Here is a 22,010-nt window from a genome sequence, read left to right on the forward strand (position 1 = left end):
CACTTGCACGCATCGGAAAGAAAGGAATCCCGCCGATGCACAAACCTCGCCTGCAGCTGCAGGCTTCCTTCGATATCGCCTGGCTGCAATATCTGGATAAACAGGGTAGCGCGACCCAATCCCTGCCGGAATTCGCCAGCCCCGACTGGCTCACCCACAGCTTCCGCCAAATGCAACTGGCAAGGCTGGTGGATGATCGCGCGGTAAAGCTTCAGCGTACCGGCCGCCTCGGCACCTACCCCTCCACCCTCGGCCAGGAGGCCATCGGTGTCGCCACCGGCAACGCCCTGATGGCGGAGGACGTCTACTGCCCCTACTACCGGGAAACCGGCGCCCTGTTGGAGCGCGGTGTCTCCATCGAGGAAATTCTCGCCAACTGGGGCGGCGATGAGCGCGGGCAGAACTACCGGCACGCACCGCAAGACCTGCCCATCTGCATCCCGATTGCCACCCAGATGCTGCATGCCGCCGGCGTCGCCTTTGCGCTCAAATATCGCCATCAGCAACACGGCACGCCGCTGCAGGTGGCCGTTGCCAGCTCCGGCGAAGGTGCCACTTCCAAGGGGGATTTCTACGAGGCGATGAATCTCGCCGGGGTGTGGAAACTGCCCGTGGTTTTCGTGGTGAACAACAACCAGTGGGCGATTTCGGTGCCGCGCAGTGCGCAGACCAGCACCCACACCATTGCGCAGAAGGCGATCGCCGCCGGAATCCCGGCGCTGCAGGTGGACGGCAATGATGTAGTGGCGGTGGCCTGGGCGGTACGGGATGCGCTGCGGCGTGCGCGCAGTGACGAAGGGCCGGCGCTGATCGAGGCCATTTCCTATCGACTCTGCGACCACACCACCGCCGACGATGCCAGCCGCTACCGCAGCGGGGAAGAACTGCAGCAGGCCTGGCAGTGGGAGCCGGTCGCGCGGCTGGAGACCTATCTTCGCGGTGAAGGGCTGTGGAGCGATGCCAAGCAGCAGGATCTCGCGCGGGAGCTGGCGCAGACCATGGAGGCGGCGCTGAACAGCTGGGAGTCGCGCGCGCCGGAACCGGCCACCGCCATCTTCGATCATCTCTACGCGCAGCTGCCGGAAGGCCTCTACGAGCAGTACGACCAGCTGCGCGAAGAACTACAGGGGGCACGGGAATAGATGGGGGAGTCGGCAAACAGCATCACCCTGGTTGAAGCGGTCACCCAGGCACTGGCCTACGAACTCGCCAATGACCCCCAGGTGGTGGTATTCGGGCAGGATATCGGTGCCAACGGTGGTGTATTCCGGGCAACCGATGGCTTGCAGAAAAGATTCGGAGCGGAGCGGGTGCTGGACACACCGCTGGCAGAAAACATGATCGCCGGCATCGCCGTGGGTATGGCGACCCAGGGGCTGAGGCCGGTGGCCGAATTCCAGTTTATGGGCTTTATCTACCCGGGCCTCGACCACATCCTCAGTCACGCCGCGCGCATGCGCAATCGCACCCGCGGCCGGCTCAGCTGCCCCATCGTCTATCGCGCGCCCTATGGCGGCGGCATTCATGCACCGGAACATCACAGCGAGAGCACCGAGGCAATATTCGCGCACATTCCCGGTCTGCGCGTGGTGGTGCCCTCCTCCCCCGCGCGCGCCTACGGCTTGTTGCTGGCCGCCATCCGCGACCCGGACCCGGTGCTGTTTCTGGAGCCCAAGCGTATTTACCGCGCCGTCAGGCAGCCGGTGGCGGACGATGGCGAAGCGCTGCCACTGGACCGCGCCTTCGTCCTGCGGGAGGGCGGCGACCTGACCCTGATTGCCTGGGGTGCCAGCGTGAAGGAAACCCTGGCCGCAGCCGAGCAGTTATCCACAGAGGGCATCGAGGCGGAAGTCATCGACCCCGCGACCCTGAAACCGCTGGATATCCACAGCATCATCGACTCGCTGGAGAAAACCCGTCGCTGTGTGGTGGTGCACGAAGCCGCGCGCTTTGGCGGGCTCGGTGCGGAAATCGCCGCGCAGATCCAGGAGTACGCCTTCGACCTGCTGGACGCCCCGGTGCAGCGGGTTACCGGCTACGACACCGTCATGCCCTACTACCAGCTGGAACAGGTCTATCTCCCGGGGGTGGAAAGGATACTTGCCGGCGCGCGCGCAGCACTGGGTTATGTGCGGGAGGGCGGCCGGTGAAAATCTTCAAGTTGCCGGACCTCGGCGAAGGCCTGCCGGACGCCACCATCCGTGAATGGCAGGTGCGGGAGGGCGACAGTGTGGTTGCCGACCAGGTCCTGGTTACTGTGGAAACCGCCAAGGCCCTGGTGGAGGTGCCGTCACCCTATTCGGGTAGGGTGGAAAAACTGTTTGCCGCCGAGGGTGAAACCCTGGAAACCGGCCAGCCGCTGATCGGCTTCCAGCAGTCCGGTGGCGAGACCGCAGCACCGAAGCCGGCGGATTCCGGCACCGTGGTCGGCAAAATCGAATCCGGCAGCGAGGCTCTCGCGCGCGAGCAGCGCCCCGTTTCCCATCGCCCCCGCTGCGCTACCCCCGCGGTGCGCGCGCTGGCGCGGCAACTGGGTGTGGATCTCACCAGGCTCCACCCCGTCGGTTCCCGTTTCACCGAAATCGAGGTGCGTAACGCCGCCGGCCAGCCGCTCCCCGGGACGGGCGAAGTATCTGCGCAACGGGTAGCGGATACAGCCAAACCGGCAGTCGCCACCGGCACGAGTGCAGAGCCCGCTCGTCGCGCCATGGCGCTGGCCATGAGCCGCAGCCGCGATCTTGTCTGCCCCATGACCCTTTGCGACGAGGTGGATATTTCCGACTGGCCCAAGGGCACCAACGCCACCCTGCGATTGCTCCGCGCCATCGCCCACGCCGCCGCCAGCGAACCCAACCTCAACGCCCATTTCACAAACGACACCCTGGAACCACAGGCCCCGGTGAATATCGGCCTCGCCGTGGATGCCCCCAAGGGCCTGTTCGTGCCGGTGATCAAGGACGTGGCCGCCCACAGCGACGAAGACCTGCTGGCGGCAATATTCCGCTTCAAGCAACAGGCCAGCGAGGGCAGCATCCCCCAAAAAGACCTCCAGGGCGCCACCATTCATCTGTCCAACTTCGGCAGCCTCGGCGGGCGCTTCGCCACCCCGGTAGTGGTGCCGCCGCTGGTATGCATCGTCGGCGCCGGCCGCAGTCACAAGGCCGTGCTGCCCCACAAGGGCAAGGCGCGGGTGCGCAAACTGCTGCCGCTCTCCATTACCGCCGACCACCGCGCGGTCACGGGCGGTGAACTCGCCAGATTCCTAAAAAAATTGAGTGAATTTCTCACAGAACCCTGAATTCGGGTTGGCAAGCTAAGTTTCGATTCGCTATCCTTTGGTTTCGAAACGAAAGATAAGGGTTGCACCCCGCTCCATGTCCAAACGCAACACCCAACAGCGCCGCCACCAGATACTGGGGCATATCAATGACGCCGGCGAAGCCAGCGTGGAAGAGCTGGCGCGCCAGTTCGAAACTTCGGAAGTTACGATTCGAAAGGATCTGGCGGCGATGGAGGACAGCGGGCTGCTGTTGCGCCGCCACGGCGGCGCCATCCCGCTGCCGCGGGAATTGGTGGGTGAAGATCCCCTGTCCCAGACCAAGCGCGCCATCGGCTGCGCCGCGGCGGAGCTTATCCGCGACCACAACCGCATCGTCATCGACTACGGCCGCACCACCACCGGCCTGATCCCGGAACTGGACAAAAAGCGCGGCCTGGTGGTGATGACCAACTCCCTGCATGTGGCCAACCAACTGCGGGAGCTGGAAAACGAACCGACCCTGTTGATGACCGGCGGTACCTGGGACCCGCACTTCGAGGCCTTCCAGGGCCAGGTCGCGGAGCAGGTACTGCGCGGATACGACTTCGACCAGGCCTTCATCGGTGCCGACGGCATCGATCTGGAGCGCGGCACCTGCACCTTCAACGAACAGATCGGCCTTTCGCGGGTGATGGCGGAAGTCGCACGTGAGGTCATCGTGATGGCGGAATCCAGCAAGGTGGGGCGGCGGATACCCAACCTGGAATTGAGCTGGGACATGTTCGGGACGTTGGTGACGGACAGCGGCATTGACGACAAGGTTTGTGCACAGCTGGAACGCAGAGGCCTGCGCGTGATTTGCGCGGACGTGAAGTAACAACAAATTATTGAGGTTAGAGAAATGTGTGGAATCGTAGGCGCTCTCGGTCAGCGCAATGTCACCGGAATCCTGCTGGAAGGTCTGCGCCGCCTGGAATACCGCGGTTATGACTCCGCCGGCGTATGCCTGGTCAACGGCGATGGCCAACTGCAGCTGCGCAAAACCCAGGGCAAGGTCGCCGATCTCGAATCCGCGCTGGATAACAGTCCCACTGCCGGTCAGCTCGGCATCGCCCATACCCGCTGGGCCACGCACGGCGTACCTTCGGACAAAAACTCCCACCCGCACACCTCCGGCAACTTCGCCCTGGTGCACAACGGCATCATCGAAAACTACCAGGAACTGCGCGACCAGCTCATCGCCAAGGGTTACGAATTCCAGTCCGAAACCGATACCGAAGTCGTCGTGCATCTGATCCACGACCTCGCCAAAGATGGCCGCGACCTGTTGCAGGCCGTTTCCGCCGCTACCAAACAACTCCACGGGGCCTACGCCCTCGGCGTCGTCTGCTCCACCGAACCCGAGCGTCTGGTATGCGCCCGCCTCGGCAGCCCGCTGGTGATCGGCGTCGGTATCGAAGAGAACTTTATCGCCTCCGACCCCATGGCGCTGCAGCAGGTAACCGACCGCTTTATCTTTCTGGAGGAAGGCGACATCGCCGAAGTCACCCGCGAAAGCATAGCGGTGTGGGACAAAACCGGTGAAGAAGTCAGCCGCCCGGTGAACAAACTGCAGGGCGGCCACGACGCCGCCGACAAGGGCCGCTACCGCCACTATATGCAGAAGGAAATCTTCGAGCAGCCAAAAGTGGTGGAAGCCACCATGGCCGGCCGTATCGGTGAACACTCGGTGCTGTCCCAGGCACTGGGCACCGCCGCAAATGAAATCCTGCCGAACGTAAAACAGGTGCAGATCGTCGCCTGCGGTACCAGCTATCACGCCGGCCTGGTCGCGCGCTACTGGATCGAAGACTGGGCCGGCGTGCCCTGCTCCGTGGAAGTTGCCAGCGAAATCCGCTACCGCAAAACCGCGGTGCGCCCGGGTACCCTGTTCGTCACCATCTCCCAGTCGGGAGAAACCGCCGACACCCTCGCCGCGTTGCGCCAGGCCAAGGAACTCGGCTACCTCGCCTCCATGACCATCTGCAACGTGCCCAACAGCTCCCTGGTGCGCGAATCCGAACTGCACCTGATGACCGAGGCCGGCCCCGAAATCGGCGTCGCTTCCACCAAGGCGTTCACCACCCAGCTGGTAGCATTGCAGATCTTCTGTATCGCGCTGGCCAAGGCCAACGGCATGAGCGGCGAGCGCGAGGCGGTACTGGTCAGCGCCCTGCACCAGTTGCCAAAACTGATGGAAAAATTCACCGGTCTCGACGCTTTGGTGCAGGCCACCAGTGAAGCCTTCGCGGAAAAAAATCACGCGCTGTTTTTAGGCCGCGGTGTGGAATACCCGATCGCGCTGGAGGGTGCGCTCAAGCTGAAAGAAATTTCTTACATCCACGCGGAAGCCTACCCCGCCGGCGAACTCAAGCACGGCCCGTTGGCGCTGGTGGACTCGGATATGCCGGTGATCGTCGTTGCCCCCAACGACGAGCTGCTGGAAAAGCTCAAGTCCAACCTGCAGGAAGTGCGCGCCCGCGGTGGAGAGCTGTTTGTATTTGCCAGCCCGCAGGCGGGATTCAAGAGCGAGCCTGGCGTGACCGTGGTGGAAGTGCCGGATGCCCCGGAGAGCCTGCAGCCAATTCTGTACACGGTACCGCTGCAGTTGCTGAGCTATCACGTAGCGCTGTTGAAAGGTACCGATGTGGACCAGCCGCGGAATCTGGCTAAATCAGTGACCGTTGAATAAGTTGTTATGCTTAACGTCTTCCTTTCCCGACAGGGGGAAATCGATGTTGCGCAGACTGACCCTGGTATTGATCGCTAGTATTTCGACGGTGTTGCTGTCGGCCTGCTCCTCGGGCGCATTTTTTCTTGCCAACCTGCCGGTGAAATTCGCTGGCCCAGAGGTGCACCGGGATATCAGCTACGGTCCGCAGCTGTGGCAAAAGCTGGATATCTACCTGCCGGAGGAAACAAGCGCCCCGGCGCCGGTACTGGTGTTTTTCTACGGCGGGCGCTGGACCTTTGGCAAAAAAGAGCAGTACGCATTTGTCGCCAAAACATTTGCAGACGCCGGCTATATTGTGGTGCTGCCGGACTACTCCAAGTATCCGGCGGTGAAATTTCCGGTGTTTGTCGAAGATGCTGCCAAGGCGGTCGCTTGGACACACGATCACATACATCTTTATGGCGGCGACACCTCGCGCTTCTATATCTCGGGCCACTCGTCCGGTGCACATATGGGTGCCTTGGTCTCGGCCAATCCCGAGTATCTGAAAACCGAGGGCAAGCCGCTTTCCATCGTCACTGCCTTTGCCGGGTTGGCCGGGCCCTATGATTTCATACCGGAAGCGGAAGATCTGAAAGACATTTTCGGCCCGCCGAACAATTATCCGAATATGCAGGTGCCGACCTTTATCCGCGGCGATGAGCCGCCGATGCTTTTGTTACATGGCGCCGACGACAAGGATGTGATTCAGCGCAACCTGAATCGGCTGAGAGATAAAATCGAGAAGTCTGGCGGCGCTGTGGAAGCCCACATTTACGATGACGTGGACCATATCGATATGATCGGGTCTCTCAGCTGGCTATTGGAATTTAAGGCGCCTGTAGAGAGGGATATGTTGGAATTTTTCGAGCGTCAATCACCGAAGCAGTAAACGAAATAGAACAAGCATCCGCCTGTCCGCCTCATTCACCAGGAACAATGCGTAGTTGTGTACCGGTGCAGTAATCCAGGATTTCCAGCTTGGCCTGCGCTGTACGCAGTGCATTGGCGGCAATGATCTTGCTTTCGTCCGCCTGCGGCGACCGGCAATTCAGCACATCCGATATAGCCACGGCCTTGGATTTCTGGCCCCGCAGAGTCGCCAAAAAGTACAGCTACCAGGCCTTTGAATTCTGGAGGGCTCAGGTGATCCACGTTAGCCGCGATTCCTTGAGTATCCACTTCCCGTCCTTGTTTTCGTACTCAGCCTCTCCCCCTTGGTAAACCAGCTCGAAATGGACAATGGCCCTGGTCAGGTCACCGTTGAAATCGATCCGGCTGATGGTTGGGTCTGTGACCAGTCGCCACCCTCCCCAGTGGCCGTGGTAAATTTTCAAATACTGATTGAGGAATTGCAGTCGCTTGTTGCTTTCTCCAATCGCCATTGCCGGGGCCATGATGTTGCCCTGGCCTGCTGGCGTGGATTCTCCACCGAGAAACATTAACAACCGGTTTTTGTACTCCTCGGTAAGAATGAGCGCGAGTTTGTTGCCCTGAATCTGAGGGCGGAAATTGTGGAGAGTGGACTCGAAAACGATATTATCGGGATCAATAGGATATCGATCCTGTTTTAACTGCCGATAGACGTTCACGTCGATGCTGTTCTGTATTACATAGTATTTTACGCCGGTGAACTGGTCGGTGCCCCACTCAGGTTTCCCGATGCGTCCGAGGTTTGCGGGCTGATAAAAATCCTTGAATATTTCGTAGGTGAAGCGGAAGGCTTTCGGCAGCCCGTCCAGTTGCCGATCGGTGATCGGCGGATTGAGGTCTGCCCAGCCGATGAAAAAGCTGTCCAGCAATGTGCTGTTCTGATCCAGGTAAGCCCGATAAAGACGGAACTCCTGATATAGCTCGCGCTCACCGCGCGTGTATTCAGGAACTTCATCGTAAAGATTATCTGGAATAAATGGCTGTTGCTGGGGCGGCTTTTCCTGTGGGCAGGTGCATTCTTCTGCAGTTGTTTTAGTGCTGAGCAGAGCAAGTAGAATCAGGGCGAGAATACGCATAGCCTGGCTCTTCCATTGGCACTGGCCTAGTATGGACACGAAAAAATACAGATAAACAACTAATCCGTAGTTTGTACTGTTTTGTGCTTTACATTATCGCGTTCGAGTTTTAACAGTCGTTCTGGCGCCAGCTGTGCTATGTCATAGCCCCCTGGGTAAGTCCGGTAACCGTTGGGCCAGATCGGCTCTCCGAAACTTCCGAATAGCGCAAGCCACTTTGCCCGCAATTTCAGTAACAACGGTACCACTGTTGTATAAAAGCGGCCTGGGGACTCCAGCTGCACGGCATTGCGGGTCGCTTCATCTAGAAGCACCGCAGATACCGGTCTTACAAAATATCTAAATGGCTTGGGCAGCCAGGATTGCACAACCGCAAGCGTTGCATTGGATACCGAGCGATTGGCGCTACTGAACGTGAAGTGGTCACGCACATATTGTTCACTGAACTGGCGAATGGCGTTCAGCGATGGGGGGATATCCTGTATTGCCATGCGCTGCCCGACGTTGCGCCAAAAAACGTACAGCGCGACCTGTTCGTTTTCGCTCAATCTGCGCCAACCGTAGCGCTGGATCCAGTCGATGGGGTCCAGCATGAAGGTGGAAAGTACGAACAGGTAGTCTTCGTTGCGGATGGAAAAATACCCGTGGGTGCGGTTAATCCTCTGTAGTGCGGAACGGCCCTCCGGACTGTCGTAGCCAAAGCGCAACAGCTGCAGCATCAGCAGTGAGGTATCGTCGTAGCGCTTTTGCCCGTTGCTGGTGAATTCGCCGGTGCGCGCAAGCAATCCGCTGATACTGGGCGAGGCGAATGTCCTGAACAGGGCCAGCTCCAGTGCGCGGTTGAAATCCCACAAGAAACCATCGCAAATAATCAGGCGAGCGATTTCACAGTGATCTTCATGCGCGCACAAACGGGCGATTTTTTTTCGATTCTTATTTCTGAACATTTCTGGCGCTACGGTAGAGATAATTTTCCGGTAACCCGAGACGCTGGCAGGCGTGTACCGCTGGACTGGCCTTGATTACAAGCCGGTCCGCCAGGCGACCAGTAAGCCTTATCAGACGTCGCTCCCAGTTTTTCAGGCGCCAGCGGGTTTGGAGCTGCAGCGATTGCTGTGCCCAACCCGGCAGGATATCCACGGCGGCGCGCACCAGCATGCGCTGGTAGGGCCGCAGTGGAAGGGGAAATATCGGCGTGCGCAGCATCAGTTCGAGGAACTCGTCGATGATGCCCGTGGGTCGCAATTGCGGGCGCATATGCTCGAACAGTTCGTCCAGCGCCGCCACCGAGTCCGGCGCGCCAACGGCGCCATACAGCGTGGCGGGAACCCTAGCCTCGCGGTATACGTCATCCTTTTCCGCAAGCGACAGCGGCTTTACCAGCTGGCTGTAGGCCTCCACAAAACCAAAGCTGGCGGTGGCCTGCACCCAGTTCAGCAGCTCCACGTCGTTGGCGTTGTAGCTACGACCATCTTCGGTGATGCCGGAAATGTTGCCGTGCATTCGGCGTATCCCGGCAATCATCGCCTCGGCTTTGCTGCGCGGCCCGTACACGGTGACCATCGCGGCAAGCCCGGTGCGACGCAGCCGGCCGAGGGGATCGGTGCGAAACGTCGTGTTGTTCCACACGCCGTCGCGCACCCGCGCCTCTGCCAGCTCCAGAATGACGGCGGTGACACCGCCGACAAACATGGACACCGGGTTCTTGAAAATGCGCCAGGTTACGGAGTCCGCAGGGACAAGGGCCTCTTCTCCCTGTGGTTGACCGAAGTCGAACCTGACTTCTTTGTTCCACGTGCGATACGCGTGTCTTACGTCTTCCATCAAACTCAGAAACTGCCTCGCAGGGTCAAACCGTAGGTGCGGGGATAGGAAACATACGCATTGTAGTCCCCCGCCTGTAGTGGCGAGTCGAAGTGCACGCTGGCGTAGCGGTTGTCGCTGCAGTTCTGGCACCAGGCAGACAGCGACCAGCTGGTGGAATCCGGGCGCAGCCCGATATTCGCGGCGTACTCACTCTGCGCGTCGACCTTAAGGTTGTTGGAGGTGTTGGAATAGATTTCGGAGTTGTACACCATCCCCACACGGCCAAACAGATTCAGGCCAGTGGCGATGGGACGCTCGAAATCGAGAGCCAGGTTCGCAGACAGATTCGGTGCCATGGCAAATTCGCGGTCGGCGAGAATGCCCAATACCGGATCGTCGCCAAAGCGCGCTTCCGCCAGGTGCGTGAGGTCAAACATCAGCGAAAAGGTGTCGTTCAACACGAACTGGTTTTCCAGCTCCAGGCCGTAGACCGTCGCCTCTGGCGCATTGTCGACACTGAAGCGGGTGCCCTGGAACTGCGCCAGCTGCAGGTCTTCGATGTCGTTGTAGAACACTGCGAAGTTGCTGCGCGCGCGCCCGTTCCAGTATTCGGTTTTCAGGCCCAGCTCGTAGCCATCCATATATTCGGCGCGGTAGGTTGGATCCCCCGGTATCGCACCGGGAACCTCTTCCGGGTTGTTCAGGTTGGTGCCGGCGCCGCTGTTGTCGATGTTCACCCCACCGGACTTGTAACCGCGGCTGTAGGAGGCGTAACCCATCACCTGCCCGGTGAAGTGGTATTGCGCTGACAGCGAACCGCTGAAGGCGTCCTCCTCGTAGTGATCGTCAAACTCCGGCCCGGGCTGGGCGGTGAGCACCCGGAATACGGCGTTGGGCGCGGGGGTGAATGCATTGCGGAACATGGCGCCGTTCTTCTCGTCGCGGGAATAGCGCAGGCCAACGGTCAGCCCGAACTGTTCATTGACGTCCAGGTTCCAGTGCGTAAAGGCGGCGTGGGAGCGGCTGTCTGCGGGCATGTCCACATCGCTCCACTGTCCTTCGGTGGCATCCACGGTGCCGGCGGGAAAGCCATAGAGCTGGGTAAACAGGGTATCCCAGTAGAACTGTGCCTGGTCGCCCCACCAGAGTTCGTGGTGCGCATCGATGTCTTCATCGGCGTAATACGCTCCAACCACATAGTCGCCGCCAGAAAAGGGACCGAAACTTTCCACATCACCATTCAGGGTGAACTCCTGGGAAATCATCTTGGTTCTGAGGGATTCACTGATGGAGAGGATATTGGCGCCGACAAAATCCGCATCCATGCCCTGCTGGGAGATGCGCCAGTCGCGAATGCTGGACACGGACTTGAGCGTGCGCCCGCCGTCCAGCTCCCAGGCCATGTGCAGTACCGCGCCCTTGTCGTCGATGGACTGGTCGGTGGGGTTACTCAGCACCTGCTGGTAGTCCTTCAGATTTTCCGACGGCAATTGTTTGCCCTGCGCCAGTACCAGTGCATTGATAAATGGCTGGGTGGGGCCGTCGATGGCGTCCACCTGGCCGTAACAGCAGTTATTCTGCTCGTCGAACCAGTCGATAATCAGGCGGCTCGAAAAGGTCTCTGAGGGTTGGTACAGGAACTGAACCTTGGCGCCGCGAGGCTCGCGACCGTTGTATTCACCGCCGTTGGGGTCCTCGATATAGCCGTCTTCGCTGCCCCAGATGGCGGCCACGCGCATGGCCGCTTTGTCGCTCAGTGGCACGTTGGTGGCACCGCGCACCAGCTGGTTGCCGTAGTTGCCGACCCCCACTTCATAATCCACGCTGAAGTCATCGGTGGTCGGCGCCTTGCTGTTGAGGATCAGGGCGCCGGCGGAGGTATTCTTGCCGAACAGCGTGCCCTGCGGGCCGCGCAGAATCTCCAGGCTCTCCATATCCAGCCAGTTCTGCATGGCCTGGCCGGCGCGGGTGCGATAGACACCGTCCACAAACACGCCCACCGCGCCCTCGAACGCGCGGCTGTTGCCCACGGTGCCGATACCGCGGATCACGATATTGGCGCTGTTGGCGGCGCTGTTGACCACCGCAAAGCGGGTGCTGGAGGAGATCTGCTGGATGTTCGCAATGCTGTCCACCTGGGCGGCAGCCAGCTCGTCGCCGGTGACCGCGGTGACGGCCACCGGCACTTCCTGCAGGTTTTCTTCGCGGCGCTGGGCGGTAACCACCACCTCTTCCAGCTGGCGCGCCTCCTGGGCGGATACCGCGAACGGCACCGCCGCGGCAATTGCCGCCGCCAGTGCGGTAGTTGCTACGGTCAGGTTGCGCAGGAAAGGATTGTCGTACGTATGCTTAGTAGCCATCGGGAGCTTCCCTCTCATCGTTTCATTATCTTTATCGAGTGATCGGGCCACGGGCGCACAGCGTCTGCCTTTACTACCTGCGCCGCCAGCCAACAGGGGTCGGATCATGGGCAGTATGTAAGGGGCGGTGAAAATAGCTTCGTCTGTTTGGATGAATTTGCGTTAAATTCACCAGTGGAAACATTCAGAGAATTTTGGCGCCAAAGCCAATGAGATCCGCCATGCACAGAGTGGCGGTGACTGCAGAGCGAGGAAAACATGCATCACGATCAGCCCAACAATCCCCTGCATGGCGTCAAGCTGGAGACCATCGTGCTCGAGCTGGAAAACCATTACGGATGGGAGGGGCTCGCCGAGCGCATACCGGTGAACTGTTTTCGCAATGACCCTTCGGTGAAATCCAGCCTGAAGTTTCTGAGGAAAACACCCTGGGCCAGGGAAAAAGTAGAGGAGCTTTACGTCGCGACGTTCAGCGCTGCAAATCCATGGAAGAAGTCTTGAGACCACCCAGAGGAAGGTGAGATCTGTTATCCGTTGTGTGTAAGGCGGATATCCACGTACGTGGAAATGGTATGGAAATCGAATTTAAAAATGCGCGGGTAAAAAGCAGCCTGTCGCTGTTATTTATATCCCGCGCATTCTCAGATGGAGTCAATTTGTAAACGGCAGCTATCAGAAGCTGTAACTCAGGCGCAGATTGGCTACGCCTCTGTCACCGTATGCGTTTGCATCAAGCTCGACATTGAAGGCTGAACCGGCATTCACACCGATACCGACACCGCCGGCAATTCCGCTTGTGCTGCGCCCGCCCACCACGCCGCCTTTGGCAAGAAAATAGACGTCACCAGACGTGCGATAGGTCCCGAAAACCCCGCCAAATGTCACCAGGGTGTCCCGGGTAAATTCACCGTGGACGCCCCAGCCGCTGTCACCCTGATAACCCATATTGAAACCTGGGCCGCTACCAGCGGGTGAGCCGTCGATACCACCATAGTGAACGCCGGCATAAAAGCCCTGGGGCTTGGCGAGAGCAGCGGTCGGTAGTGCGAAAATGAACAGCGCGGGAATCAGAAATTTTTTATTCATTATGTGTTTTCAATAAATTGTTGGCATATGAAGTAAACCGCCAAAGGCATTGCCTCGTGGTAAGGCCGCGCACTGCCCTGTGGTGTCATAGAGCCCTTTACGGCGGCGCCTAAATTAACGGGTGCTCATACTGTGGTCAAGCCGGTGCGATATTCGAAAATACGACGAAAATTCTTGATACCGGCATTCAGTAAATGCCCGGCAGTGCGTGTTTTTTCTGACTATTTTTCTTGCGTAAGTGAATTCCCGCCCTGCCATGGGGCGTATCAGTGCATTTTCGGAGTAGCGATGGCAAGAATATCAACCTGGTGTTTACTGGCGGTGTCCCTGTTGGTGTCTGCCTGCACAGGAATCCCCGAGGGGGTTCAGCCGATCGACAATTTCGAGATCGATCGCTATCTCGGCAAATGGTACGAAATCGCGCGCCTGGATCACTCCTTCGAGCGCGGGTTGAGCCGGGTTACCGCCGAGTACACCCTGCGGCATGACGGTGGAGTGAAGGTGGTCAACCGCGGCTTTGATGCACAGAAGGCCAAGTGGAAGGAGTCTGTCGGCAGGGCGTATTTCGTCGGCGCGCCGAATGTGGGGCACTTGAAGGTTTCGTTCTTCGGGCCCTTTTACGGCTCCTATGTCATTTTCGAGCTGGACAAAGAATATCGCTACGCGATGGTTTCCGGGCCGGATCGTTCCTATCTGTGGCTGCTGTCGCGCACGCCCACGGTGGATGAGTCGGTGAAACAGCGTTTTCTCGAGCGCGCCGGTGAACTGGGCTTTGCTACCGCTGAGCTGATTCTGGTGGAGCAGTCGCCCATCACACCGGACTGAATGCCCTCCCCTGCGCGGTAGTCACGCCATTAACTATGTTCCCTTTCAGGCCGCTTTAGGGGACTCATTTCCCAATGGGCCCGGCATGCGGGGCTTATCTATACTGCCTGAAGCTGATTGATATACACACAGTGGTGGCGGTGTGAGTTCTTGCGAATCCTGTCGCGGCGAGGCCGTCGCGGCTGCAACCGATTATTCCGGTCCCCCCTTTTCCGATCGGAGAAGGTTTCTGTGCACCCAACTGGTTGTGGGAGGCGCCTTGGCGGTTTGTCCCGCCGCACTGCTGCAGGCGCAGACGAACCTGCCCGGTGACGCAAAGGAAGCCAGTTCGCGTCTCGGCAAGTTTTTTGCCATTTCCCAGAAGCTGCTCAGCCCGCTGCCGGTGAATACGCACCTGGATCAGCGGGTGGCGGCGAGATTGCTGGCGGCACTCAACAGTGAATACCCCAGTTTTCCGCAACAGCTGGATCTGTTCCCCGATGACCCGGGCTACGGCGACCGGCATTCACCGGTGGCGCAATTGATCGTTGCGGCCTGGTATCTCGGTACCGTGGGCAAGACCCTGGTGACCTTCGAGCGCGCGCTGATGTATCGACTCACCGCGGATATGCTTCCCGTTCCCTCCTACTGCACCGGCAGGCCCGGTGACTGGGCCAGTGCGCCTTCGGTAAATGGCGGGAGGGATTAGGCTTGGCAGGCGTCGAAGCGGAATATGTGGTGATCGGCTCCGGCGTGGCCGGCGCTCTGGTTGCCAATGAGCTGGCGCGGGCGGGGAAATCGGTACTGATACTGGAGGCGGGCCCGCGGGTGCCGCGCTGGCAGACGGTGGAGCGCTTTCGCAACCAGCCGGACAAGACCGACTTCATGGCGGCCTACCGCTCGGCGCCCTGGGCGCCGCACCCGGAGTATGGGGCGTTCGCCAACGACTACCTGATTCTGAAGGGCAGCCACCAATTCAATTCCCAGTACATCCGCGCGGTGGGCGGGACTACATGGCACTGGGCCGCCTCCTGCTGGCGCTTTCTGCCCAGCGACTTCAAGCTGCAAAGCCTGTACGGCGTAGGCCGCGATTGGCCTATCGACTACAGCGAGCTGGAACCCTGGTACCTGCGCGCAGAACAGGAATTGGGAGTGTGGGGGCCGCAGGATGAAGCGCTGGGCTCGCCTCGCAGCGCCCCCTACCCCATGGCACCACTGCCGCTGTCCTACAACGAGGCGCGGGTGAAAACGCGCATGAATGAGCACAATCCAAAGTGGCGGGTGGTGACCGAACCGGTGGCGCGCAACAGCCGCCCCTACGACGGCCGGCCCACCTGCTGCGGCAACAACAACTGCATGCCCATCTGCCCGATCGGTGCCATGTATAACGGCATCGTGCATGTGGAAAAGGCGGAGGCAAACGGTGCTGAACTTATCCACAGCGCGGTGGTGAACCGGCTGGTGAGCGAGGGCGATCGAATCGTTGCCGCCGAGTACAAGGACCCGGCGGGCAACAATTACCGGATCTCCGGCAAGAAATTTATTCTCGCGGCAAACGGTATTGAGACACCGAAACTGATGCTGATGTCCCACGGTCGCAACCACCCCACCGGGGTCGGCAACAGTTCGGATATGGTGGGCAGGAACCTGATGGACCACCCGGGCACCGGGGTGCGCTTCTATGCCGACGAGCGCCTGTGGCCGGGGCGCGGCCCACAGGAAATGACGTCGGTCATTGGCTTTCGCGACGGCGCCTTCCGTGCGCAATACGCCGGCAAGAAGCTGCACCTGTCGAATATCTCCGCGATCGAAAAAGCTGCGCGCCATGTACTCTCACAGCGCGACCCTATCGACACCCCCGAACTCACCGAGCGTATCCGCGACCGCGCCGCGCGCTATGTGGAGTTCAACAGCTTCCACGAGTTGCTGCCGCACCCGGAAAACCGCATCCGCCCGAGCACTTCGGAAAACGATGCCAGCGGTATACCGAGGCCGGAAATCACCTATCGTATCGACGATTATGTAGTGAAAAGTACCGCCCACACCCGCGAGACCTATGCCGAGATTGCCAAATTGCTGGGTGGCACCGAGGTGACGTTTGTCGATGACTTCGCGCCCAATAACCACATCAGTGGCACCACCATCATGGGTGAGAGCGCGGCCGATTCCGTGGTGGATAAGGATTGTCGCACCTTCGATCATCCCAACCTGTTTATCGCCGGCAGCGCGGTGATGCCTACCGTTGGCACGGTCAATGTCACCCTGACCATTGCCGCCCTCGCCCTGCGCCTCGCTGACACCCTGATCCGGGAGGGAGGCGGATGAGGTCCGCCATTGCCCTCGCAGCGATACTTTTTGCGCTCTCTCCGCTGGCGTGGGTCCGCGCACAGGAAATCTGGGACATCGCCGCACAAGAGGAGGTCAATCGCGAACTGAACCGACCTGAACTGATCGAAAAAGGTCGCTATCTAGCCGTTGCCGGCGACTGCAGGGCCTGCCACACCCGCGCTGGGGGTCCGGTCTTTGCCGGTGGTCGCGCCATGGCGATACCTGCGCTCGGAACCATATACAGCAGCAACATCACCCCGGACGCCAACAGTGGTATTGGCGGCTGGTCGCTGGAGGAATTCGACGGTGCACTGCGCCGGGGTATTGGTAAAGGTGGGCGCAATCTCTACCCCGCCATGCCCTACGAGGCCTATGCGAAGATTACCGACGACGATATCGCGGCACTCTACGCCTACTTCATGTTCGGGGTGGAACCGGTACACGACAATCCACCCGCCAATACCGTGCGCAAGACGCTCAGCGCGCGCTGGCCACTGAAGGTCTGGAATTACCTGTTCGCGCCGGATAAGCCGTTTAAACCGAACCCGCAGCAGAGCGATGAGTGGAATCGCGGCGCTTATCTGGTGCAGGGCCTCACCCATTGCGGTGAGTGCCACACTCCCCGCGGTATCGCGTTCCAGGAAAAGGCCTACGATGAAACGGACAAAGGCTTCCTCAGTGGCGGCCCGGTGTTCGATGGATGGCGGGCCTACAACATCACCCCGCATCCGGTCAGTGGCATCGGCCAGTGGAGCGCTGAGCAGCTCACCCAGTACCTGAAAACCGGCCACGTAAACCGCCTCGCCCAGGCCGGCGGCCCGATGGCGGAAGCCGTGGAAAACAGTTTCGCGAAAATGACCGACAGCGATATCGCCGCCATGGTCACCTACCTGCGCAGCATCCGCCCCATCAACAGCGGCGCCAGGCATCCGCGCCAGCAGCTGGGCTCCGCGGCCAGCGATGTGATCATCAAGCGGGGAAATTCTCTGGCGGTAGACCGCAGCCCCATACTTCACTCCGACGGCGCGCGCCTGTATCTCGGCCTGTGTGCCAGCTGCCACGCTGTGGACGGCACCGGCAGCAGAGATGGCTACTATCCCTCACTGGTACACAACTCCACCGTGGGTGCGGCCAGTGACCACAACCTGCGCCAGGCCATTCTCCAAGGCGTAAGCCGCACGGTGAATGGAGAAGAAAAAATGATGCCCGGCTTCGCCAGCGAGCTGGGAGAACAAGACCTGAAAAACTTGCTGGGCTACCTGCGCCGCCAGTTTGCGACACCGGCCGAGAGCGGTGCCTCCGCGAAAAATTGACTATCGAACGGTGAAATTATCCGTGCCAATAAAAATAAATTAGAAATTCGACTCTGGCACTATTTCTGTAGCCCCCGCTATTCGTAAAAACTGATACTTTCGTACCAATAAACGCTGAAATTAGCGGTTTTTATGCCGGTATAAGTCCGTTAAAGTTCCGAATCCTATCTTTTCCACGGAGCGGAAACTTGCAGGAACTTGGAATCCCCTTCTGGGCATTGCTCATTATTGCCTTTGCACTTGTCATGCTGTTTACCGATATCGGTAAGGCCTACACCTTTTCTGAAATGCGCTTGGAAATTACCTGTCAGGGTGTGCCGGCGGTCGGCGCTGTCGTCAAAAGACGGATTCGCTGGCAAAAGGAACTCACGGATGAGTTTACTGCAGATAGCAGTGGAGTAGTCGTTCTCCCACAGGTGCGCGAACGCTCAATCATGCAGTTTACTCCATCGGAATTTGTGGCTTCACAAGTGCTGGTTGTGCAGTTTTCCAACCAGGAGTTCAAGATCTGGATCAACGCCAAACGGCGGCCACAAAATAACTCCGAGCTGGATGGGAACCCGATGACAATGAAGTGTGAGCTTTCGGATGAACAGCGGTTGGTGACGGATTTTCGGAATTCATTTCTAACCAATTGCACCTGGAAATAACGGCGTTAATCAATGGACAAAATGTTTTTCAAAAAAATATTTCTGTTAATTATTCTCCTACCAGCGAGTGGCTATTGTATGGCGGTATTGGATATTGGAAAGGCCTACACCTTCTCCGGAATGAACCTGAAAATTACGCACAAGGGTAACCCGGCGGCCAATGCCAAGGTGACGAGAATTGTCGAATGGCAAAAGGAGAAGGTTGATGAATTCACCGCAGACGAGAGCGGCAGAGTCACCCTGCCGGAAGTCAAGGAGCGTTCCCTCAGCCAGCTTTTACCCGTGCAGTTTGTGGCGGCTCAGGTCGTCAATGTTGAATTCCAAGGGGAAGAATACGAGATCTGGGTCAATAGCAAGATGAGCCCGGGAAAAAATTCTGAACTGGGCGGCCATCCGCTAGATCTTGAATGCGAACTTACCCGCGAGCCGGTAGCCGTAGAAGATTTCGATACGATTCTGGTCACCAGCTGTCACTGGAAGTGACGTAAATAACCGAAACAGGGAAATAGTTATGTCAGAGCTGGACCCGAATTTTGCTGCGCGTCTCGCTTCCGGTGTTTATGCGGTAAAAAACGAAAAAACCAGAAGTGCTTTCTATACCACTTTCAAAAATTATCTGGAGCTGGGAGAAGACCGGAAACTGCAAAGTAGCGGGCTGACCGGGAAAACCGGCGGCATTCTCCTGCAGACCTCCCACATGATGGCTGTGGCAGCGGAAGGGAAATCCGGCAGCGCCTATGAGAATCAAGCTGTTATTGCGATCAAGGGTACTGCAAGCCTGATGGATGGCCTGACGGACCTGAATGCGGGACTCAAGAGCGCGAAAACCGGCGGTATGGTTCACCAGGGCTTTCTGTCCACGTTCAATTCATTCGTAGATCAGTTGCCGCAGTTTTCTACCAATGTTCACACTATCCACTGCGTCGGCCACAGCCTTGGTGGTGCACTGGCGACCCTGACGGCAGATTGGTTGAAGTCGCACTCAGGGCGCCAGGTGAAGCTTTATACTTTCGGATCGCCGCGGGTCGGCCTTGAATACTACGCCGCCAAAACCGGGCGACGGATAGGCGCCGCTAATATCTACCGGGTCTACCACCAGACTGACCCGGTACCAATGGTGCCGACCTGGCCTTTTTTCCATGTCCCCGACGGGGGTGACGGCGATTTCCTGCTGCCCTCCGGCCTGCACCTGAAGCCGTGGGAATTTCACAGCATGGACAGGTATGCCAAATCCACCAGAGGGGAAGACAATCAGCCGCTGGACTGGCCCAAACTGAAATCACGCCGCCCCCAGGATTTCCTCGATTCCAGTATCGAAGCCTGGCTGAAGGCCGACGGCGTGGTTTCGTTTACTCTGAACACCGCGCGGCTGCTGAGCGCGGCGATTCTGTGGGTGGTGAAAAAGCTGATCAATCTCACGGGGATTGCGGTAGTGATGGCGGGAAGTACCACCTTTACCCTGCTGGACCGCCTCGCCATGCTGATGAGCAAGGGTCTGCAGCTGGCCAAGGATATTTCCATCTGGGTGCTGCGCCTGATCCGGCGTATGGCGCAGATGCTGGGTATCGTGATTCGCGAGGGCGCGGAGATGACCCTGAATTTCATCCGCCAGGTGTTTATCCAGGCGCATCACGCGGTGTCGGAACTGGTGCGCCAGGCCGGCCGCACCCTGCACTGATTCCGCTGGTAAACCTTACCGGACCGAAGGCGCGGGGCTTACAGCCCCGGTCTGATAATCCCGGTCTTGTTGCGCCCCTTTTTGCCGCCTTTGCTTTGCTCTTCTTTTCCGGCACCCACGCGCTTGTTGTCCCAGTGATGATCCAGATGCAGGTCCGGGTCGCGGCGGTCTTCCCGCAGCGCTTGTAGCAGCTGTTCGCGGTAGATCCTGGTCTGCGCGATGTGCTGGGATTCGTCGCGCCAGTAAGGGAACAGAGATTCCAGCATGCGCTGGTCGTGCTGTTTGAATTTGCGTGCGGCCCTGTGGGCCCGGTGGTAGGAATAGCCCAATAACTGCAGCGCGCCGGCTCCGATCTCCAGCGCGCTGTCGACGGTTTCGCGGTAGATGTATTTCACGCCCGCTTCCATCAATGCGTACTGGTGCATACGGTTGCGCGCGCGCGCGAGGATGGTGATGTGTGGGTAGTGCTTCTGGATACGGCTGACGATCTCCAGTGACGCGGCCTGGTCGCTCAGGGTGAGGATGGCGATCTTCGCATTGTCGGCACCGGCCGCGTGTAGCAGGTCATCGCGCGAGGCGTCGCCATAGTAGGCCTTGATACCGTAGCGGCGCACCAGCTCCAGCTGCTCGGCGTTGTGCTCAAGCAGGGTGGTGTCGAAGCCGCAGGCATTCAGCAGGCGCCCGGAAATCTGGCCGTAGCGGCCGTAGCCGATGATGATCACCGGGGAGCCATCGTCCTGGGGGGCGCTGTCGGGAATATCCGGGGTGCGCGGGCCGGTGAAGTAGCGCGGCTGGATCAGCTGTTCATAGGCCAGCAACAACAGTGGCGTGAAGGCCATGGACAGGGCAATCAGCGCGATCAGCAGGCTGCTGACATCGCTCGGCAGCACCTGGTTCTGGCTCGCGAAGGCCAGCAGTACGAAACCGAACTCCCCCGCCTGCGCCAGGGATACCGCAAACAGCCAGTCCTCACCCCGTGCCATGCCACGCACCCGCGCCAGTGCAAACAGCACCGCGAATTTCACCAGCACCAGCATCGCCAGTAGCCCGAGCAGCAGCAGCGGCTTCTGCATCACCAGCGCGAGATCCAGGTTGGCGCCGACGGCGAGGAAAAACAGTCCCAGCAGCAGGCCCTTGAACGGCTCGATGTCCGCTTCCAGCTCGTGGCGGAACTCGCTCTCCGCCAGAACCACGCCGGCGATAAAGGTGCCGAGGGCCGGCGACAGGTTGAGCCAGGTCATGACCGCGGCCGCACCCAGTACAATCAGCAGGGAGCAGGCGGTGAAAAGTTCGCGGGTGCGCGCGCCCACCACCAGCCGCAGCAGCGGGGTAAGCAGGTAGCGCCCCGCCAGCACCAGCGCGGCAATGGCACCGAGTACCGCGAGGGCATAGGCCCAGCCCTGCAGGTGTTCCGGGTTACTGGCCACCTCCACGGTCGCCAGCAGCGGCAGCAGCGCAAGAATCGGGATGACCGCAATATCCTGGAACAGCAACACGCTGAACGCATTGCGTCCGCCCTCGGTCTTGAGCAGATTTTTTTCCGACAGTGACTGCAACACGATTGCAGTGGAGGACAGCGCAAGAATCAGGCCGACAGCGGTACCGGTGCGCCAGTTGAAGCCGAATAGTGCCATCGCCAGCCCGCAAACTGCAGCGGCGGTGATCAGCACCTGCGCGCCGCCGGTGCCGAAAATGGCGCCGCGAAGGGACCACAGCTTGCGCGGCTGCAGCTCCAGGCCGATCAGGAACAGCATCAATGCGACCCCGAACTCCGCGAAGTGCATCTCGTCGCTGGTGTCGCCCACCAGGCCGAAGGCGTGTGGGCCAATCAGCACCCCTGCTACCAGGTAGCCGAGCACCGAGCCGAAGCCCAGGCGTTTGGCCAGCGGCACGGAAATCACCGCAGCGGCGAGGAAGATGACGGCTTGTAGCAGGTAGTTATCGTGCGGCATGAACGCTCTTTGC

General features: G+C 59.5%; 21 protein-coding genes. 14 read left to right on the forward strand and 7 right to left on the reverse strand.

Features of this window, described 5'->3' with window-relative positions:
- The first annotated feature begins 35 nt into the window (after positions 1 to 35).
- The 6 genes from pdhA (at position 36) to R5R33_RS09625 (ending at position 6,903) form a co-directional block, all read left to right on the forward strand.
- Positions 36 to 1,142: a pyruvate dehydrogenase (acetyl-transferring) E1 component subunit alpha gene (gene pdhA / locus R5R33_RS09600; RefSeq protein WP_318952478.1), complete on the forward strand. Its 1,107-nt coding sequence runs from the start codon at positions 36 to 38 to the stop codon at positions 1,140 to 1,142.
- The gene (locus R5R33_RS09605) at positions 1,143 to 2,150 is read left to right on the forward strand and encodes an alpha-ketoacid dehydrogenase subunit beta (RefSeq protein WP_318952479.1); all 1,008 of its coding nucleotides are present in this window, start codon (positions 1,143 to 1,145) and stop codon (positions 2,148 to 2,150) included.
- The gene (locus R5R33_RS09610) at positions 2,147 to 3,298 is read left to right on the forward strand and encodes a dihydrolipoamide acetyltransferase family protein (protein ID WP_318952480.1); all 1,152 of its coding nucleotides are present in this window, start codon (positions 2,147 to 2,149) and stop codon (positions 3,296 to 3,298) included. Before R5R33_RS09605 ends, R5R33_RS09610 begins: the two co-directional genes overlap by 4 nt.
- Positions 3,299 to 3,374: 76 nt before the next feature.
- On the forward strand, positions 3,375 to 4,136 hold the full coding sequence (locus R5R33_RS09615) for a DeoR/GlpR family DNA-binding transcription regulator (protein ID WP_318952481.1): 762 nt from the start codon (positions 3,375 to 3,377) through the stop codon (positions 4,134 to 4,136).
- Between the two features lie 24 nt (positions 4,137 to 4,160).
- Positions 4,161 to 5,990 (forward strand): glutamine--fructose-6-phosphate transaminase (isomerizing), encoded by a 1,830-nt coding sequence (gene glmS / locus R5R33_RS09620; RefSeq protein WP_318952482.1) that lies wholly within the window; start codon positions 4,161 to 4,163, stop codon positions 5,988 to 5,990.
- 43 nt (positions 5,991 to 6,033) lie between these two features.
- Positions 6,034 to 6,903 carry an alpha/beta hydrolase gene (locus R5R33_RS09625; RefSeq protein WP_318952483.1) on the forward strand — a complete coding sequence of 290 codons (870 nt, stop codon included), beginning with the start codon at positions 6,034 to 6,036 and terminating at the stop codon, positions 6,901 to 6,903.
- Between the two features lie 31 nt (positions 6,904 to 6,934).
- Here R5R33_RS09625 and R5R33_RS09630 read toward each other — a convergent pair whose 3' ends face one another.
- From R5R33_RS09630 to R5R33_RS09650, 5 genes are all read right to left on the reverse strand, one after another.
- Positions 6,935 to 7,084, reverse strand: coding sequence for a hypothetical protein (locus R5R33_RS09630; protein ID WP_318952484.1), 150 nt, complete (start codon positions 7,082 to 7,084; stop codon positions 6,935 to 6,937).
- Between the two features lie 69 nt (positions 7,085 to 7,153).
- The gene (locus tag R5R33_RS09635; RefSeq protein WP_318952485.1) at positions 7,154 to 8,020 is read right to left on the reverse strand and encodes a hypothetical protein; all 867 of its coding nucleotides are present in this window, start codon (positions 8,018 to 8,020) and stop codon (positions 7,154 to 7,156) included.
- A 59-nt stretch (positions 8,021 to 8,079) separates the two neighbouring features.
- Positions 8,080 to 8,967 carry an oxygenase MpaB family protein gene (locus tag R5R33_RS09640; RefSeq protein ID WP_318952486.1) on the reverse strand — a complete coding sequence of 296 codons (888 nt, stop codon included), beginning with the start codon at positions 8,965 to 8,967 and terminating at the stop codon, positions 8,080 to 8,082.
- Positions 8,954 to 9,844 (reverse strand): oxygenase MpaB family protein, encoded by an 891-nt coding sequence (locus tag R5R33_RS09645; protein ID WP_318952487.1) that lies wholly within the window; start codon positions 9,842 to 9,844, stop codon positions 8,954 to 8,956. Before R5R33_RS09645 ends, R5R33_RS09640 begins: the two co-directional genes overlap by 14 nt.
- A gap of 5 nt (positions 9,845 to 9,849) precedes the next feature.
- On the reverse strand, positions 9,850 to 12,186 hold the full coding sequence (locus R5R33_RS09650) for a TonB-dependent receptor (RefSeq protein WP_318952488.1): 2,337 nt from the start codon (positions 12,184 to 12,186) through the stop codon (positions 9,850 to 9,852).
- Positions 12,187 to 12,444: 258 nt separating this feature from the next.
- Between R5R33_RS09650 and R5R33_RS09655 the strand changes: the two genes are divergently transcribed.
- A complete protein-coding gene (locus R5R33_RS09655; RefSeq protein ID WP_318952489.1) occupies positions 12,445 to 12,687 on the forward strand; it encodes a VF530 family protein in 243 nt (80 codons plus the stop codon).
- A gap of 171 nt (positions 12,688 to 12,858) precedes the next feature.
- Here R5R33_RS09655 and R5R33_RS09660 read toward each other — a convergent pair whose 3' ends face one another.
- On the reverse strand, positions 12,859 to 13,272 hold the full coding sequence (locus R5R33_RS09660) for a hypothetical protein (RefSeq protein ID WP_318952490.1): 414 nt from the start codon (positions 13,270 to 13,272) through the stop codon (positions 12,859 to 12,861).
- 288 nt (positions 13,273 to 13,560) lie between these two features.
- Here R5R33_RS09660 and R5R33_RS09665 point away from each other — a divergent pair, with 288 nt between their 5' ends.
- From R5R33_RS09665 to R5R33_RS09695, 7 genes are all read left to right on the forward strand, one after another.
- On the forward strand, positions 13,561 to 14,097 hold the full coding sequence (locus R5R33_RS09665; RefSeq protein WP_318952491.1) for a lipocalin family protein: 537 nt from the start codon (positions 13,561 to 13,563) through the stop codon (positions 14,095 to 14,097).
- Positions 14,098 to 14,239: 142 nt separating this feature from the next.
- Positions 14,240 to 14,785, forward strand: coding sequence for a sugar dehydrogenase complex small subunit (locus tag R5R33_RS09670; protein ID WP_318952492.1), 546 nt, complete (start codon positions 14,240 to 14,242; stop codon positions 14,783 to 14,785).
- Between the two features lie 2 nt (positions 14,786 to 14,787).
- Positions 14,788 to 16,401: a GMC family oxidoreductase gene (locus R5R33_RS09675; RefSeq protein WP_318952493.1), complete on the forward strand. Its 1,614-nt coding sequence runs from the start codon at positions 14,788 to 14,790 to the stop codon at positions 16,399 to 16,401.
- Positions 16,398 to 17,717, forward strand: a complete 1,320-nt coding sequence (locus tag R5R33_RS09680) for a cytochrome c (RefSeq protein WP_318952494.1) — start codon at positions 16,398 to 16,400, stop codon at positions 17,715 to 17,717. Before R5R33_RS09675 ends, R5R33_RS09680 begins: the two co-directional genes overlap by 4 nt.
- Before the next feature lie 188 nt (positions 17,718 to 17,905).
- On the forward strand, positions 17,906 to 18,367 hold the full coding sequence (locus R5R33_RS09685; RefSeq protein ID WP_318952495.1) for a DUF6795 domain-containing protein: 462 nt from the start codon (positions 17,906 to 17,908) through the stop codon (positions 18,365 to 18,367).
- 12 nt (positions 18,368 to 18,379) lie between these two features.
- Entirely contained in the window at positions 18,380 to 18,850 is a 471-nt protein-coding gene (locus R5R33_RS09690) for a DUF6795 domain-containing protein (protein WP_318952496.1), read from the forward strand.
- 28 nt (positions 18,851 to 18,878) lie between these two features.
- On the forward strand, positions 18,879 to 20,045 hold the full coding sequence (locus R5R33_RS09695) for a lipase family protein (RefSeq protein WP_318952497.1): 1,167 nt from the start codon (positions 18,879 to 18,881) through the stop codon (positions 20,043 to 20,045).
- Positions 20,046 to 20,083: 38 nt separating this feature from the next.
- On the opposite strand, the gene R5R33_RS09700 is transcribed toward R5R33_RS09695, so the two are convergent.
- A complete protein-coding gene (locus R5R33_RS09700; protein ID WP_318952498.1) occupies positions 20,084 to 21,997 on the reverse strand; it encodes a monovalent cation:proton antiporter-2 (CPA2) family protein in 1,914 nt (637 codons plus the stop codon).
- Positions 21,998 to 22,010: the final 13 nt, after the last annotated feature.

It is taken from the genome of Microbulbifer pacificus, assembly GCF_033723955.1.
GTDB classification, from domain to species: Bacteria; Pseudomonadota; Gammaproteobacteria; order Pseudomonadales; family Cellvibrionaceae; genus Microbulbifer; species Microbulbifer pacificus.